Consider the following 15261-nt stretch of genomic DNA (forward strand, 5'->3'; position numbering starts at 1 on the left):
GAGAATGAACTATTCTATATTAATTATATGTTTTTGTTTTGCACAACTTTTGATGTTTTAAAGACAGCTTTTAGACATAAAAATATATTTATGCACAAAATTTATGCAATTTTTATAGCTGATAGAGCTCTATTATATTATGAATCCCTCATATCCCTTGCTCTTACCCTTGAACGACTAGAGTTTTTTCATTCATCATTCGCACAAAACATCAATCTAAGCTTGTAAAATTAAGTCTCATAGGGCATAAACTCTACACTCATACTTGTGCCTTTACCTACTTTGCTTACAAGCTTAATGCGTGCATTATGTATCCCAACGATATGTTTTACAATACTTAAGCCCAACCCACTGCCGCCAAGCTTTTTGCTACGGCTTTTATCCACACAATAAAAGCGCTCAAAGATTCGCTCTTGCTCCTCAAGGGGAATCCCTATCCCCTCATCTTTCACACTTAGCGTAATATACTGCTCTTTGTGGCTTAGAGATATCGTGATAGTACTGTCCTCATAGCTGTATTTAATGGCATTTTCTACAAGATTATATACCATATCCTCAATAAGTGAGCTTATCCCCCAAATCTCACTCTTGCTTTGAGGTGGGGGCAAAAGGTATATGTGAATATTTTTATTCTGCGCTAAGGGCATAAGATTTTTTTGCACACGTTTGCATATCTCATACAAATCCACATACGATTTTTCAAGCTCTAGGGTGTTTTCATCAAAAAATGACAGGCGCAAAATATTATCTATAAGTGTGGAAAGTCGCTTTGACTCGATATAAATTTTTGTCAAAAAGCTTTGCTCATCTCCTTGCTTTACCAGACCGCTTTTTAGCATTTCACTACTCGCTAATATCACTGATAGAGGCGTTTTAAGCTCGTGTGTTACATTAGCACTAAAAGACTTCCTCAAATCCTCGGCTTGTTTTTGTGCGCTCTTATCAATCACAAGCAGCGCTAAGGCTTGTAGCATATTTTTCACCCGCACAGGAAGCGCGACAATATATAATGTCCGCTCCCCTATCACACATTCAAAATGCCTATCCTCACCTTGCGTATCATCAAGCATAGATGTAATCTCTGTATTCATACTCTGCAAATGTGGTATCTCAAACACTATATCCTCTGCTGTAATGTTAAGATACTCAAGCGCAATAGCATTAAAAGAGCGCACTGCCCCTTTTGCATCAAGCAAGATAAATCCCTCTTTCATATTATAGATAATCATCTCAATTTCCCGCTGTCGCGCCTTAATGATTCCAAGCTGCTTTTTGATTTTTTTCTTTTGTTTGGCAATACGTTGCATAAAGGGCTTTAGCTCGGGGTAGGGGTTGGTTTTAAGCGGGTGAGAGAGATTAATATTCTCAATAGGGACAATAATCTTTCTGCTTAATATTAATGCCAATACGCCGCTCAAAATAATGCCAAAAACACACAATGCGCTTAAATAAAAAAATCACTGCTTTAAGCATCTTTTTTCTCTCGCTTAAACGCACGATAATAGGTATAGAATCAACCTCAACAAGCGTTGTAGCATATAATGTCTGCTCATTTAATGTCTTAGATTCTCTTTGCGTAAAGATATATCGAGGACTTGTGTATGAACCTTTAAGCACCTCTTGCACCTCATCGCGTATTAGATGATTATCCATAGATTCTACTTGTGCTTTATTATCATAGAGGACTTCTCCTTGCGCAGAGAGCAAGGTAATGCGATAGGCTGTTGGGAATCCACTGCTTTGATGGGTAAGAATCTTATGAATTTCATCTGTATGCAAATGCGTCAGTACATAGCTTAGACGTGCGAAAGTTTGGGACTTTATGAGATTATCAAATATCAGCACCACACTGAGTATGCTTAATATTTGCACGCTAAAAATGCCAAAAAAGATAGCATAAAAAATCTTTTTTTTCACATTGTCCTCTATGATTCCAAGGTATTAAACTGATAGCCTATGCCGCGGATAGTCTTAATATATGTGCCATAGGCTCCTAGCTTAGAGCGCAAAGTATTGATATGTATATCGATTGTGCGTGTGCCTGAAATATTATACCCCCAAATAATCTCAAGCAATTCCTCGCGACTAAACACACGATTGGGCGATTGCAAAAATAAGCCCAATAGCTCAAATTCCTTTAAAGAAAGATGTAAAACTTGATGCCCAATGCGGACATTATGATTTTTCTTAGAATATGTAAGCTCGTGGAATGTAAATTCACATTCATTATGTTGGCTACTTCTACGTAGCAAAGCCTTGATACGTGCGATAAGTTCCAATGCGCTAAAAGGCTTTTTCACATAATCATCTGCCCCGCTCTCCAAGCCCTTGATAATATCGATTTCACTCTCTAAAGCTGTGAGCAAAATGATACATATATCTTTGTATTTATGATTATTGCGTAGCTTTTGCAAAATGCTTAATCCACTCTCCTCTGGCAGCATTACATCAAGCAAGATACAGGAGGGCTTTTCCTCATTAAAAGCCTCCCAAAATTCTCTTGGTGTGTGGAAACCCCTTGCATCAAGATTGGCAGATTCTAAAGCATAAAGCACAAGACTTAAAATCCCCTCATCATCTTCAAGAACAAAAATCACATCAATCCTTTATCTTTTCTCCCATCTTTTTCCTTTTAGCGCTAAGCATAAGTCATAGCACTGATATGGTCGGCAATTTTTTCAAAATATTTTGATAACATAAGTATTTCAAGCCACCAATGCGCATCTTGATAGGAATTTTGAATATTTTGTGCAATTTGTGCTTTAACCTGCCTAAAACAAGAATCAATAATATCCTCTAACTCTTTTACACGTTGCATATGATTTTCCCTAAAAGCGCTAAACATCTCATAGAGCAGATTTGCCATTTTTCCTAAAAGGCTAAATCTATATGCTTGGGGCATATCGACAATAATTCTAGCGCTATTGAGTGAAATCTCCCCAATACGACGCAAATCCAGAATCTGCCGAATAATGCGTGTAATAGATTCTAAATCCTGTGCTACGGGCTGCTGCTTTAAGATAATCATCTCACAAGCGTGAAAAATATCTTTTTCAAGCCCATTAAGCTGCTCTACTATAAACTCAATCTCTTTGATATCCATTTTTGAATCACCAAAACACGCATATGCTAATGAATCTTCACTCAAAGAAAGCATTATATTGCATTGCGCATTAAGTGCATTAAGCTGTGCTGTATATACATCACGCATTATCCAAACCTCCCTGTAATGTAGTCTTTTGTCTTTTGTTCCTTGGGTGTGGTAAATATCTGCTCCGTGCTGTCAAACTCAATCACCTCCCCCATAAGAAAAAACGCCGTCTTATCCGCTATACGAGCAGCTTGCTGCATATTGTGCGTTACTATCACGATACTATATTGCGATTTAAGCTCATTAATCAAATCTTCAATTTTAAGCGTTGAGATAGGGTCTAGGGCTGAAGTGGGCTCATCCATCAAAATCACTTCAGGCTTTAATGCTAGCGAGCGGGCGATACATAGTCTTTGTTGCTGCCCTCCGCTAAGTGCTAAGGCAGACTTATGCAGCCTGTCCTTTACCTCCTCCCACATATTCGCACTTCTCAAACAAGATTCTATACTCTCATCAATCTCTATCTTTTTAAGAGAATAATGTGTGCGTAAAGGAAATGCGATATTGTCATAGATACTCATAGGAAATGGATTTGGTTTTTGAAACACCATACCTACACGTTTCCGCAAAATATTAACATCACAACTTTTATCATAAATATCCTGCCCACAAAAGTGTATATCACCTTGTATTACGCAATTTTCCACTAAATCATTCATACGATTAAGGCTTTTTAAAAGTGTAGATTTACCGCAACCACTTGGTCCTATAAATGCACTGACTTCATTGCGCAATAAATCCAAATGGATATTTTTAAGCGCGTGAAATTGCCCATAGTAGAGATTTAAACACTCTATGTGAAAAACTATATTCTCCATTCTCTATACCTTTAATGCTTGTAGGGATTTAAATATGCTGCAAGAATGTGCGAGAGTGTATTTATTCCAATCACTATGAGAAGGAGGATAACTGCACTTGCATAGGCTTGTTCCATATATTGCCCCTCACTCAAAAGCGCATACATATGCACGCTTAATGTCCGCGAAGAATCATACAAACCTGCTATTTGGGCTACACTTCCTGCGGTGTAGAGTAATGCCGCGCTCTCCCCTACTATCCTCCCCACACTTAGCACGATTCCCGCTACAATCCCGCTCATCGCACAGGGCAAAATCACAACAAAAATAGTGCGCAGTAGTGAAGCTCCAAGCCCAAGTGAGGCTTCTTTGTAAGTGTGAGGCACTGCTCGTATTGCCTCTTGGGTATTGCGTAAAATAAGAGGTAGCACCATAATGGCTAAGGTTAAAGCCCCGCTTAAAAGGCTTAACACAAATCCACAATACACAACAAACGCTAGGTATCCAAAAAGCCCATATACTATACTTGGAATCCCAGCAAGTGTTTCAATAGCTAGAACAATAAGACGCACAAGACGTGATTGTGAATGTGTGTATTCTTCTAAGAAAATAGCGCCAAAAATCGCTATGGGTATTGCTAAGAGAAGCGAAATAAACACTATGGTTATGGTATTAATAATTGCGGGGAGCATAGATACATTTTGAGTAGTGTATTCCCACTCAAAAAGATTGATATGAATATGCTGTATGCCATTAAGCAAAATATAGCCAATCACAAAAACAAACATAGCTCCGCATACAAGCATAGAAATATGCAAGATAAAGGAAAGAGCGCAAGAAAGCTTATCCTTATGCGATATATCCCATTTATATTTTTCATACGCTTGGGTGATAGCTAGCAATGCTCTATTCATTCACACACCTCCTTTTTAACGCATTAAGACAAAGATTAATCATTAAAATAAAGACAAAAAGCACCACACACGAGGCGATAAGTGCCTCCCTATGCAAATCTGCAGCATACCCAAGTTCAAGCACAATATTTGTAGTAAGCGTGCGCACTCCATCGCTTAGGGATTGGGGGAATATGGGCTGATTCCCCGCAACGACAATTACTGCCATCGCCTCGCCAATCGCCCTTCCTGCGCCTAGAATAATCCCTGCTAACACACCACTTTGCGCAGCCCTTAGCATTACGAAGAATGCCACACGTTCTTTACTCGCTCCAAGTGCTAATCCTCCCTCTAAATAAGCCTTATCAATGCCTTGAAGACTTATTTTAGACACAAGAATGATAGTTGGCAAAATCATTATCCCCAAAAGCACAGAAGCAGCCAGGAGACCCTTGCCACTTGTGCCAAGCAGAGAGGAAAGAAAGGGGACAATCACAATCAGCCCAAAAAATCCATACACTATACTTGGAATCCCTGCGAGTAGCTCCACAGCAGGATTTAAAACATATCTCACCCATCTATGAGCGAAAAACACCAAATAGATAGCACTTAACACACCGCAAGGCACACTTATTAAGAGTGCAAGTGCAGTTACATACACACTTCCTACAATCATAGGTGCAATGCCATAGACTTCCGCATTGGGCTGCCACAAAGAGCCAAAAATAAAATCCACAAACCCTATTTTCATAATGCTAGGGATAGAGGAAGTAAATAAAAAGATACATATTATTGCCACGGCAAACACACAGGCAAAAGCGCATAAGGCAAACAATATCTGTACACCCATTGCATAAAGATTTTTTATGCTTTTTACTTTAGTCATTATTGTCCTTTGAGCGATGAAATGCAGTGTCATTCTTTTATTGGTTAATGACTTCATTCCATTGTGCTGTATTACCCTCAAAAATAGCCTTGATTTGCTCTTTTCTTAGGGATTGGATAGGATTTTTTGGATTCACAATCACAGCCAAACCATCAAGGGCAAGAACTTGCGTTGTCAAATTTTTAGCCCTTTCACTCTCTTTAAGCTCACGGCTTACCATACCAATATCCGCGATACCTTGCAGTGTAGCGCTAATACCTGTTGATGAATCAGATTGCTGAATCTCAATTTTTGCATTTTTATTTTGCGCTAAATAGACTCCTTTGAGCTTTTCCATAAGGGGCGTTATAGAGCTTGAACCTGCAATAACAAGCTTGCCGCTAGGATTTGCGGGGGTAAAGCTTTTCTCTCCCATAGGGATATATCCTGCTTTGACAACAATATCTTGAGCCTCTTGAGAAAGCGCAAACTGCAAAAAATCTTGCGCTAGAGGATTGTATTTATTTGTAACGACATTAAAAGGGCGCGAAAGAATGTATTGCTTGTTTTTCACCTGCTCTATGCTTGGCTCTACATCATTAATTTTTAATGCCTTAACAGATGAATTAAGAGAGCCTAATGACACATAGCCTATGGCGTCCTCATCAGTCGTCACACTCACAAGCATAACGGCAGTAGAGTTAGTAATCTCCGCTTTTTTAGATATATTGTCAATCTTTTTATCTTTGATAGTTTGGTAGATTCCAAAAAGTTCAACAAATGCGCTTCTTGTGCCAGAGCCATCCTCTCTTGAAATAATATGAATATCTTGAGCTTTTGCAAACCCAAGCGAAACACCAAAAACACTTAAAAGCACAAAACATAAAGACCAAAATCGGCTATGCCATATTAAATTTTTCACAATAAATCTCCTTAAATAGAGTAGTGTCATATTTGACAGATTGAAGTGTAAAAAAACGATGTAAAGTTCTATAAAGTAGAAAGTAAAGAATATGTAAAGTGATAATTTTCTAGGGTTTAAAATCTCGTGTCAATTACAAGAAGCAACAAACAAATGGGGGGGGGGCTAATGCTAGAAATAAATCTGCTACAAAACATCAAAACTAAACCAATACCTACCATATTCTCTTTAATTCTTGCAACTATCTCTTCTTTTCTTAATCAAACTTTTATAGAATCTTTCTCTTAAGGATTCTCTATCATACATTCCTTATAATATTGTGATATATCCCTATATAAGGTCTTATTAGCACAGGTTTCGCACAAAGTTTCCATATATACACGCGGTGTTTATCCATATTTGCAAAATCTTGCTTGTATAAATCATTATCCCTAGCCTTAGTTCTGCGGGATTACTCATCACAAGCGCTAAAAGTGATAAATTAAAACTTGCTTAAGCTATTGAAGTTGAGTTTTTAGTTTATTTAAGGGTGTAGATTCTAATAAAAAGGACAAATATGGCATATCTTTTATTTACCGGTGCGAGTGGCTATATCGGCTCACATACAGCTTATTGCTTTTTAAAAAATACAGATTATCATTTAGTGATTATCGATGATTTAAGCACAGGATTCAAAGAGAATATCAACTACCTACAATCGTGCTTCCCACAGAGAATTACCTTTATTAAAAGCAATATTAATGACACAAAGCAAATGTGCTCTTTGTTTGAAACTTACACATTTGAAGCCGTGATACATTTCGCAGCCTCACTCATCGTGGGAGAATCTGTATTCAAACCCATTGAATACTACACAAATAATACCCTAAACACAACAAACCTTATCGCCCTATGCGTAGAATATGGCATATCAAAGTTTATTTTCAGCTCCACAGCCGCTGTGTATGGTGAGCCTCCCCTAGAGCTTATACCTATTGATGAGAATGCCCCGCTTTTGCCTATTAATCCCTATGGGGCGTCAAAAATGATGAGCGAGCGAGTGCTACAAGATAGTGCATTAGCTTATAAACACTTTGAATATGTTGCTCTGCGCTATTTTAATGTCGCTGGAGCGAGTATGGATAACACCCCTGAAGGGCTTAAAAATCATCAAGGTTTGGGACAAAGAAGTAAAAATGCTACACATCTTATCAAGGTCGCCTGTGAATGTGCCTGTGGCAAAAGGGAGAGTATGGGCATTTTTGGCGTGGATTATCCTACTAAAGATGGCACTTGTGTGCGGGATTATATCCACATTGATGATTTAGCCACCGCACACCTTGAGGCATTGCACTATCTGCAACGCACCAAACAATCAAATATATTTAATGTAGGCTATTCTCAAGGATATAGCGTAAGAGAAGTGATTGATATTGTCAAAGAAGTAAGTAGCGTTGATTTCAAAGTTATAGAATCTGCTCGTAGAGAGGGCGACGCTATCGCTCTAAGTGCGAAAAATGACAAGATTCTCTCCCTCACACAATGGAAACCACAATTTAATAATTTAAGGTTGATTGTCAAAAGTGCGTATGAATGGGAGAAAAGTCTAAGATAGGTGCTTAAAATCATTTGATGAAGAATTATATCTTCTTAGCCACTAAGTGGAATACAATATCCAGATTCTATTATAGTTATGGTGTGTCATTTATCACGGTTCATTCTATTTCTGCATACACTTGTGAGGTAGCCAATTAAAGTATTTAATGCAGCAAATGCAGCAAATGCCCGTAGCCCTGCTTTTCCATATCTTCTTTTGGGATAAACTTCAAAGATGCGCTATTAATGCAATAGCGCAACCCTCCAGCTTCTCTTGGACCATCATCAAAGAGATGTCCTAAATGTGCATTTCCTCCCTCACTTCGCACTTCTATGCGACTCATACCATAGCTATTATCAGCTAATTCTTTCAAGTTCGTGCCTGAAATGGGCTTAGTAAAGCTAGGCCAACCCGAGCCAGAATCAAACTTATCTTTTGAAGAAAAGAGCGGCTCACCTGTGGTTATATCGACATAAATGCCCTTTTTGTGATTATTCCAATATTCGTTTCTAAAGGCAGGTTCTGTGGCATTTTGTTGCGTTACACAATATTGCAATTCACTAAGATTCTGTTTCAAAACTGCATCGCTTGGGGCAGTATATGTCTTTTGTGCTTCAAGGCTTTGCTGCCATATTGATGACTTTGAGGACAAAGGTGTGCTTTGCGAATTTTGTGCAAATCCTGTCAAACTCGTATCTCTAGCATTTTTTGCGTATTCAAACTTATCTTCGCCTATATGACAATAGCCATTTGGATTCTTATCGAGGTATTTTTGGTGATATTCTTCAGCCTTGTAGTAGTTTTTAAGTGGTAGCAATTCGATGGCGATTTTCTGCCCTTGATATTTTTGTGCCAAATTTTCAAGTGATTTTTTTGCGATTGCCTCATCATCAGAATCCACAAAATAAATGCCTGTGCGGTATTGTGTGCCTTTATCATTACCCTGCTTATTCACAGAAGTAGGATCAATCACCTTATAATACATATCAAGCAAAAAAGAGAGGCTTACTACCGTAGGGTCATACACGATATGCACTGCTTCCGCGTGATTGGTATTTTTATACACCACATCTTCATAGCTTGGATTCGCTATCCTGCCATTAGCATAGCCCACATCAGTTGCCACCACGCCCTTGATAGAATCAAAATATTTCTCCACACCCCAAAAGCAGCCACCTGCAAGATAAATTTCCTTATGTCCGTCCATCACTTTCTCCAATATATCAGTATTATCAGGCATTTCGCCTTTATTGTTCACTTTGCTTTTATTGCCGACCACAGCATACGCAACAACCGCAATGAGCGCAAAAAATCCTAGAAAAACCAGCAGTTTTTTCATTATTTATCCTTGCTTTAACTTTTTATAAGTGTATTTTGTTTTCTTAAATAAAGAGGTTAGCCCACTTTGCTTAAAATCTAAAAATCATTTTTGACTTAAAAATATCCCAAAAAGCGTTAATATCCCACCGATAATAATATACAAACTGATACTTTCTCCTAAAAGAATACAAGCAGCACTCACACCCACTACAGGCACAGCATAGATATATACACTCGCTTTAAGAGAACCTAAAAATTTAAGACTCATATTCCAAGTCAAATAGCATAACCCAGAAGCCACAACACCCAAAAACAATAGGTTGAGTGCATTTGTTATATCCATATAGCGCGAGAAATGCAAAATGGCTTCAAAATCACCATTTATAATGCCATTTTCATAACACATAACGGGTAAAGTCCAAATCAGCCCATAAAAAAAGATTTTCTTTAGAATTACAATATGAGAATAAGCCTTAAAATGTTTAAAAATCATCTCTAAAAACAATGTATAAATCGACCATGTAAGCCCAGCCAAAATACACAAAAATCTCCCACAGGGTAGATTTCTATATGAAAATTTCCCTGAAAAATGACTAAAATAATCCCAACACACGCAAAAATAAAGCCAAAAATAAAAAATCTGCTCATTTTTTTATGATAAAAAATTGCAAATAATAGTCCCGTAAAAAAAGGATTGATTGCTACAAGTAACGAGGCATTAGACACACTTGTGTATTGCAGAGCAATATTTTCAGCTAGAAAATACAAACACCCACCAAAAAGCCCAGCAAATATAAAAATCACTTCATATTTTAGCCCACAAAAGCCGATACTATGCCTACATAGCGCACTTAAAAACACAAAAGCAATCAAAAAGCGGATAAATAAAATCTCGCTAGGAGCGAAATCTGCTAATAATATCTTTGTCGAGCTAAAGGTAATGCCCCACACTCCAATCGTAAAAATCGCAAGAAAATGCCCTTTGAATGATGAATTTAAAAGCATAAGAAGCTCATATTTTGATATCCTTATAACATTACAAGATTTTAAGAAACTTAGAAAGTATCTCTTCTTATGTCCTTCACACACATCAAAAACATACTGATTTTTTGCATTAATGTGAGTTTCTTTTTAGACTTTTTTAGAAGTAGAGGGATAATGTCTTTGTGTCTAAACATACAGGCGCAATTCATCGGTGTAAGCCCCATTCCATTATCAATATCAGGGTTCGCACCATATTCAAGTAGTAATTTTGCCATATCTGTATAGCCTTTGAAGCACACACCAGCAAGGGGTGTTTGATTTTTATCATTCTTCTTATCGACCTTCGCACCTCGCTCTAGCAGCATTTTTACCACTTCTATATTATTATGATATGCGGCTAACATTAGCAACGTATTGCCTTTGTGATTAGCTAGATTAATATTTAATCCCGCATTTAGCATTATTTCTAAAGATTCTTTATCATTTTCTCGTGCGAAGTCAAATGCCTTAGCGCAAAATTCCTCGAGTTTTTGCTCTTCTTGTGGTGTAAGTGTCATATTGCTCCTTTTCTCATTGCTGCTTAGAATCTATCTTTTGTATGCATTTTTGATATTTTACTTTATGCTATTTTATAAGGCATTCCAAATATATTTTATAAATTGATTAAAAATCTTATCTATAATACTTAAGACATAAATCCAGCATATCCACGTATACACAGGGTGCAGAATCACATCATTTATCATTGCAAAATTAAAGAATAGAGCTAAAGCCTTATTTTGCCCTTGCAGAGTTTCAAAATGTTTATCTACACTTGCAAAGCAATGCTTCTTTAGAAAAGATCTTACTTTGCATCTGCAGCCCTCCTAAGGCAAATCTAGTAACAGCAAAACTACGAGGACAAAAGAAATTTCCTGTAAAACAAAGTTTTTTAGAAAAGCACACACTTAGTAAATATACTTGCTTTGATTGTCATACGCACGAAGTGTTTGCTAGACTACCTTTCTCACTTCACACTTGCAGAGTGAGTTTCTAAGGTTTAAAAATCTTACGGCACAGGAAATATAAAAATATCTGTGTGATATTTTTATATGTAAAAGTGAAATAGCCTATTTCCTGAATCCACATTTACTGCGGGTTTATGAAATATTTACAATACCCTGCAAGAGAGGGATTAAAGACAGAGAAGCCGACGTTATCCCATCATACGTGGAGTATTGGGAATCCACTTCCCTACGAGCGCAAATACTTTAATATAAATCCTTACAGCACTAGCTCCTCTACACGTTTGCCATAAGCAGGATCAGCCTTTTTAAAATGCTCAATTTGACGCTTTTTAATATCCGCTGGCACACCTTCCATTGCCTCTTTGATATTTTGACACAACGCCTCTTTTTGTGCATCATTCATTAAGCGATACAAATCTCCGGCTTGGACATAATAATCATCTTCTGTATCTCTGTGATTATATCGCATCGCTACATCGCCTCCTTGTGTATGTAATGGCGGCTCAATAGCATTGCTATCTTCGCTATAATCATCAAATTTACTTGGATTGTAGTTACGTTCCCCACCAAATTTACCCATCTGCATATAGCCATCTCGCTGTGTATTGGATACAGGAGAAATTGCCGCATTCACAGGCAATTGCGTATGATTAATACCTAATCTATATCGCTGCGTATCGCCATAGGCAAACAATCGCCCTTGTAGCATTTTATCGGGGCTATACCCAATGCCCGGCACGATATTAGCAGGATTGAAAGCTGCCTGCTCTACTTCAGCAAAATAATTTTCAGGATTCTTATTAAGCTCTAAAATCCCCACTTCAATCAATGGATAATCTTTATGACTCCATACTTTTGTTAAATCAAATGGATTAAAGCGATAATTCGCTGCGTCTTTTTCAGGCATTATCTGCACACAAAATCGCCATTTAGGAAAGTTACCTTTTTCGATATTTTCAAACAAATCGCGTTGATGGGATTCTCTATCATTTGCGATAATCTCTGCGGCTTCTTTATTGGTGAGATTGTGGATACCCTGCATAGATTTGAAGTGAAATTTCACCCAAAATCGTTCATTTCTTGCATTGATAAAGCTATATGTATGGCTGCCAAAGCCGTGCATTTCACGATAACTGCGGGGAATGCCTCTATCGCTCATCAAAATCGTTACTTGATGTAAAGATTCAGGGTGTAAGCTCCAAAAGTCCCACGCTGCTGTCGCACTTCTTAGATTCGTCTTTGGGTCGCGCTTTTGCGTATGGATAAAATCAGGGAATTTCAAAGCATCTTTGATGAAGAACACAGGCGTGTTATTACCTACAATGTCCCAATTACCCTCATTTGTGTAAAATTTCAACGCAAATCCTCGCACATCACGCTCCGCATCTGCTGCACCTCTCTCACCTGCGACGGTTGAAAATCTTAAAAATGCCTTTGTTTTTTTGCCCACTTGACTAAAAATATCCGCCTTAGAATATTTGGTAATATCATTAGTGATAGTTAGCTCACCATACGCCGCACTGCCGTTTGCATGCACTACTCGCTCGGGGATTCTCTCCCTATCAAAATGTGCGAGCTTCTCTAAAAGCCAAGTATCTTGCAAAAGCACACTTCCGCGGGCTCCTGCTGTCATTGAGTTTTGATTATCGCCAATGGGTGTTCCTGTCGCTGTTGTCAATTTCTTTGCCATTTTTTCTCCTTTGTATTAATTTGACTTTATTTAATTTAGCTAAAAATAATTAATAGATAATAATTATCCTTTATAAATTGATAAGCCATAAAAAATTATATGCGGATTTAATAAATTATTCTACAATGCGCTTTCTCAAAAATAAGACATTTTGCACTGCTATATATTAAAGGATAAATATGGAATATGAGGTATCACAGCAAGCAAAGCTCCCTACGCGTTTTGGAGATTTTCTTGCTATCAGCTTTCGTGAATATATCACTAAAGAATCTTCAAAAGAACATCTTGTGGTTTTCACATCGCATTTAGGAGAGATTCCTCTTGTGAGAATTCACTCTGAATGCCTAACTGGCGATGTTTTTGGTTCAAAAAAATGCGATTGCGGGAATGAACTCGCCCTTGCAATGGAACAAATTGCACGTAATGATGAGGGTGGAATGCTTATCTATTTACGTCAGGAAGGGCGTGGCATAGGGCTATTTAATAAAATCAATGCGTATGCCTTACAGGACAAAGGCTATGATACGGTGGAGGCAAACCACGAATTAGGCTTTGAAAGTGATTTAAGGACTTATGAAATCGTGGGGGAGATTTTGAAGCATTTTCATCTCACACAAATTAATCTTTTAACAAACAATCCGCGAAAAATCAACGCCATAAAACCTTATGCAAAAGTTGTGCGCCATAGTATTATCACTCCTACTAATCCACATAATCAAGGCTATTTAGCAGTAAAAAAGCAAAAACTAGGACATTTGCTTTAAACTCAATATAAGGAGGCAATATGGCAGACTATCCTACCCTTATTAGCTATGATGAGGCTGTAAAAATCCTAAATACCCTGCCTATCAAGCCTCTTGGCACCCAGCAAGTGCATTTTAAAAACGCACTTCATAGAATCTGCGCAGAAGATATAACCGCTCCGTGTGACGTTCCATCTTACCCAACATCAGCAATGGACGGCTATGCGATAAATTTTGAAGATATGCCTACATTGCTTACAAATGGCTTAGAAATTTTGCCGCCCAACAAAGCAGGGAATCCTAACCGCCCCACCTTACAAAGAGGATATACGATAAAAACTTTGACAGGCTCTTTGCTGCCCATAAATGCAGATACGCTTATCATTGTCGAGCATATCACATTAAAAGATAACAGAATCTTTTTAAACACATCAGCAGATAATATCAAGCCACATCAGTGGATTCGTCAAGCGGGCGATAACTACAAAAAAGGTGAGGTGCTACTCAAAAAAGGTGATAAAATCGGCGCTTTTGAAATAGGCTTACTCGCTGAACTCAATCAAAACTTCCTCCAAGTCTATCAAAAGGCGCGCGTGGGGATTCTCTGTGTGGGCGATGAAATCATCGAGGTAGGCGAGGAAAAAAAGTATGAAAATGTCGTTAGAAGCGTCAATCCCCATCTTTTAGAATCTATTTTATTGCAAATGGGGCAAGAGCCTATGGTGTATCCCTTGCTTAAAGATGATAAAGCGATGATTAAAGCCGCATATGAACGCGCTTTGCGTGAGTGTGATATGATTATCAGCACTGGCGGTATGAGTATGGGAGATTATGACTTCACACAAGATGTGATTAAAGAAATGGGGCAGATTCATTTCAAAGGTGTGCGATTGAAGCCGGGTAAGCCTGTGGCGTGTGCATCTTGTGGTGATACATTTATCTTAGGGCTACCCGGATTCCCTAATTCTTGCGCGGTAACCTTCCTCCTCTTTGGCTCTATTATTCTCGCGCGATTACAGGGTAGAATCCACAAGCCCACTTTCTTTAAGGCGCGTTTGCTTGAAAATATCAAAAGAGTGGATACGCGTATGGAATTCCGTGCTTGTGAGATTTATAATGATGAGCAGGGCACGTTTAATGTAAGCTTTAGTGCGAAAAAATCCCTCCAAAGCTCAATGATTAACAATCTTACGCATAATACCGCCCTAGCGATTTTAGAGGAGAATGGCAGTGATTTGGCAGCAGGAGAGGAAGTCAAAGTGATGTTTTTAAATCACTTTTAACTTCAGCTTTGGTATGCTTTACATATCAAT

16 protein-coding genes are annotated in these 15261 nt (G+C 38.1%); 3 read left to right on the forward strand and 13 right to left on the reverse strand.

The genetic code is table 11. The features are described from left to right. Window positions 1-230: 230 nt before the first annotated feature. Genes QZ289_RS08365 through QZ289_RS08400 form a run of 8 tightly spaced genes read right to left on the reverse strand, consistent with a single transcriptional unit; the run spans window position 231 to window position 6628 of the window. Window positions 231-1406 carry an ATP-binding protein gene (locus QZ289_RS08365; protein WP_295701544.1) on the reverse strand — a complete coding sequence of 392 codons (1176 nt, stop codon included), beginning with the start codon at window positions 1404-1406 and terminating at the stop codon, window positions 231-233. Next, window positions 1366-1917, reverse strand: coding sequence for a hypothetical protein (locus tag QZ289_RS08370; protein ID WP_295701546.1), 552 nt, complete (start codon window positions 1915-1917; stop codon window positions 1366-1368). Before QZ289_RS08370 ends, QZ289_RS08365 begins: the two co-directional genes overlap by 41 nt. A gap of 8 nt (window positions 1918-1925) precedes the next feature. Then, entirely contained in the window at window positions 1926-2597 is a 672-nt protein-coding gene (locus QZ289_RS08375; RefSeq protein WP_295701548.1) for a response regulator transcription factor, read from the reverse strand. A 41-nt stretch (window positions 2598-2638) separates the two neighbouring features. Then, the gene (locus QZ289_RS08380) at window positions 2639-3211 is read right to left on the reverse strand and encodes a PhoU domain-containing protein (RefSeq protein ID WP_295701550.1); all 573 of its coding nucleotides are present in this window, start codon (window positions 3209-3211) and stop codon (window positions 2639-2641) included. Continuing rightward, window positions 3211-3969, reverse strand: a complete 759-nt coding sequence (gene pstB, locus QZ289_RS08385) for a phosphate ABC transporter ATP-binding protein PstB (protein WP_295701552.1) — start codon at window positions 3967-3969, stop codon at window positions 3211-3213. Before pstB ends, QZ289_RS08380 begins: the two co-directional genes overlap by 1 nt. Before the next feature lie 11 nt (window positions 3970-3980). Beyond that, window positions 3981-4862 (reverse strand): phosphate ABC transporter permease PstA, encoded by an 882-nt coding sequence (gene pstA, locus QZ289_RS08390; protein ID WP_295701554.1) that lies wholly within the window; start codon window positions 4860-4862, stop codon window positions 3981-3983. Then, entirely contained in the window at window positions 4855-5727 is an 873-nt protein-coding gene (pstC, locus tag QZ289_RS08395; RefSeq protein WP_295701556.1) for a phosphate ABC transporter permease subunit PstC, read from the reverse strand. The genes pstA and pstC overlap by 8 nt, the downstream gene beginning before the upstream one ends. Window positions 5728-5764: 37 nt before the next feature. Then, complete coding sequence (locus tag QZ289_RS08400) at window positions 5765-6628, reverse strand: substrate-binding domain-containing protein (RefSeq protein WP_295701558.1); 864 nt, start codon at window positions 6626-6628, stop codon at window positions 5765-5767. 556 nt (window positions 6629-7184) lie between these two features. Here QZ289_RS08400 and galE point away from each other — a divergent pair. Then, complete coding sequence (gene galE / locus QZ289_RS08405; protein WP_295701560.1) at window positions 7185-8222, forward strand: UDP-glucose 4-epimerase GalE; 1038 nt, start codon at window positions 7185-7187, stop codon at window positions 8220-8222. Window positions 8223-8367: 145 nt separating this feature from the next. Here the strand turns inward: galE and msrB are convergent, their stop codons facing one another. The 5 genes from msrB to QZ289_RS08430 all read right to left on the reverse strand — a co-directional run bounded on the left by msrB (window position 8368) and on the right by QZ289_RS08430 (window position 13205). Beyond that, window positions 8368-9543, reverse strand: a complete 1176-nt coding sequence (gene msrB / locus QZ289_RS08410) for a peptide-methionine (R)-S-oxide reductase MsrB (RefSeq protein ID WP_295701562.1) — start codon at window positions 9541-9543, stop codon at window positions 8368-8370. Window positions 9544-9627: 84 nt separating this feature from the next. Beyond that, window positions 9628-10059, reverse strand: a complete 432-nt coding sequence (locus tag QZ289_RS08415; protein ID WP_295701564.1) for a DMT family transporter — start codon at window positions 10057-10059, stop codon at window positions 9628-9630. Continuing rightward, the gene (locus QZ289_RS08420; RefSeq protein WP_295701566.1) at window positions 10020-10529 is read right to left on the reverse strand and encodes a DMT family transporter; all 510 of its coding nucleotides are present in this window, start codon (window positions 10527-10529) and stop codon (window positions 10020-10022) included. The genes QZ289_RS08415 and QZ289_RS08420 overlap by 40 nt, the downstream gene beginning before the upstream one ends. Before the next feature lie 50 nt (window positions 10530-10579). Next, the gene (locus QZ289_RS08425; RefSeq protein ID WP_295701568.1) at window positions 10580-11065 is read right to left on the reverse strand and encodes an ankyrin repeat domain-containing protein; all 486 of its coding nucleotides are present in this window, start codon (window positions 11063-11065) and stop codon (window positions 10580-10582) included. A 706-nt stretch (window positions 11066-11771) separates the two neighbouring features. After that, window positions 11772-13205, reverse strand: a complete 1434-nt coding sequence (locus QZ289_RS08430) for a catalase (protein ID WP_295701571.1) — start codon at window positions 13203-13205, stop codon at window positions 11772-11774. A gap of 179 nt (window positions 13206-13384) precedes the next feature. On the opposite strand from QZ289_RS08430, the gene ribA reads away from it, so the two are divergent. Continuing rightward, window positions 13385-13969, forward strand: a complete 585-nt coding sequence (gene ribA, locus QZ289_RS08435; RefSeq protein ID WP_295701573.1) for a GTP cyclohydrolase II — start codon at window positions 13385-13387, stop codon at window positions 13967-13969. A 20-nt stretch (window positions 13970-13989) separates the two neighbouring features. After that, window positions 13990-15231, forward strand: coding sequence for a molybdopterin molybdotransferase MoeA (locus QZ289_RS08440; protein ID WP_295701575.1), 1242 nt, complete (start codon window positions 13990-13992; stop codon window positions 15229-15231). The last annotated feature ends 30 nt before the right edge of the window (window positions 15232-15261 follow it).

It is taken from the genome of uncultured Helicobacter sp. (assembly GCF_910577135.1).
Taxonomy (GTDB): domain Bacteria; phylum Campylobacterota; class Campylobacteria; order Campylobacterales; family Helicobacteraceae; genus Helicobacter_C; species Helicobacter_C mastomyrinus.